Origin of the sequence: Streptomyces sp. 8L (assembly GCF_020176795.1) — a bacterium.
Taxonomy (GTDB): domain Bacteria; phylum Actinomycetota; class Actinomycetes; order Streptomycetales; family Streptomycetaceae; genus Streptomyces.
Map to the genome: position 1 here is coordinate 1 of NZ_JAIUKE010000956.1, position 661 is coordinate 661.

Genomic DNA, 661 nt, shown 5'->3' on the forward strand with positions numbered 1-661 from the left:
ACACCGCATCCTGCTTCAATAACTGCCCACCGGCCGTCACCACCGACTACGGAACAGAGCCGATCTTTTTACAGTCCCGGCGGAGGTTAGCTCGCCACTGGAACGGTCGGTCGCTTGCAGAGTCAGGACTCCGTGTAGCGGGAGAAGAATTTCAGCTCGGCCGGAGAGATGCGCCGCGGGCGTCCTGTGTCCAGGTCGTAGGCGGCCAACTTCGTGACGGCTTCGGCGTACGTGCACGCACTGTCGCGGATGGCGTAGCCCAGTTCGAGCCGCGCCCCGCGGCAGCGGAGGACCCACACCTCTACGTCAACCGGCTCCTCCCGGTAGGTAAGGGGGACGCGGTAGTCGACGAGGGACTGGCTGACGACGAAGGCGTGTTGACGCCGTCCGGCCTCGTCGGGGGGCAGCAGGTCCTGGAACATTCGTGTCCGCGCCTCTTCCAGGTAGGTCAGGAACAGCGAGTTGTTGACGTGCCCGTAGGTGTCGGCGTCGGACCAACGCAGCGGCAGCGGATAGGTGTACGTGTTCACGAGATGGTCTTTTCTGTGCGATGGGACTTGGTTCGTTGTCGAACGCACCCGTTAGTGTCCTGAGTCGTTAATTCGTGTGCAGTATGCGGCGAGGGTGTCGAGGATGTCGTCGGCGGTCTTCGTCCAGATGA

At 62.6% G+C, this 661-nt stretch carries 1 protein-coding gene; it reads right to left on the reverse strand.

All coding sequences use genetic code 11. The features are described 5' to 3' along the window. Positions 1-122: 122 nt before the first annotated feature. Positions 123-530 (reverse strand): acyl-CoA thioesterase, encoded by a 408-nt coding sequence (locus LCE31_RS40095; RefSeq protein WP_225023250.1) that lies wholly within the window; start codon positions 528-530, stop codon positions 123-125. Positions 531-661: the final 131 nt, after the last annotated feature.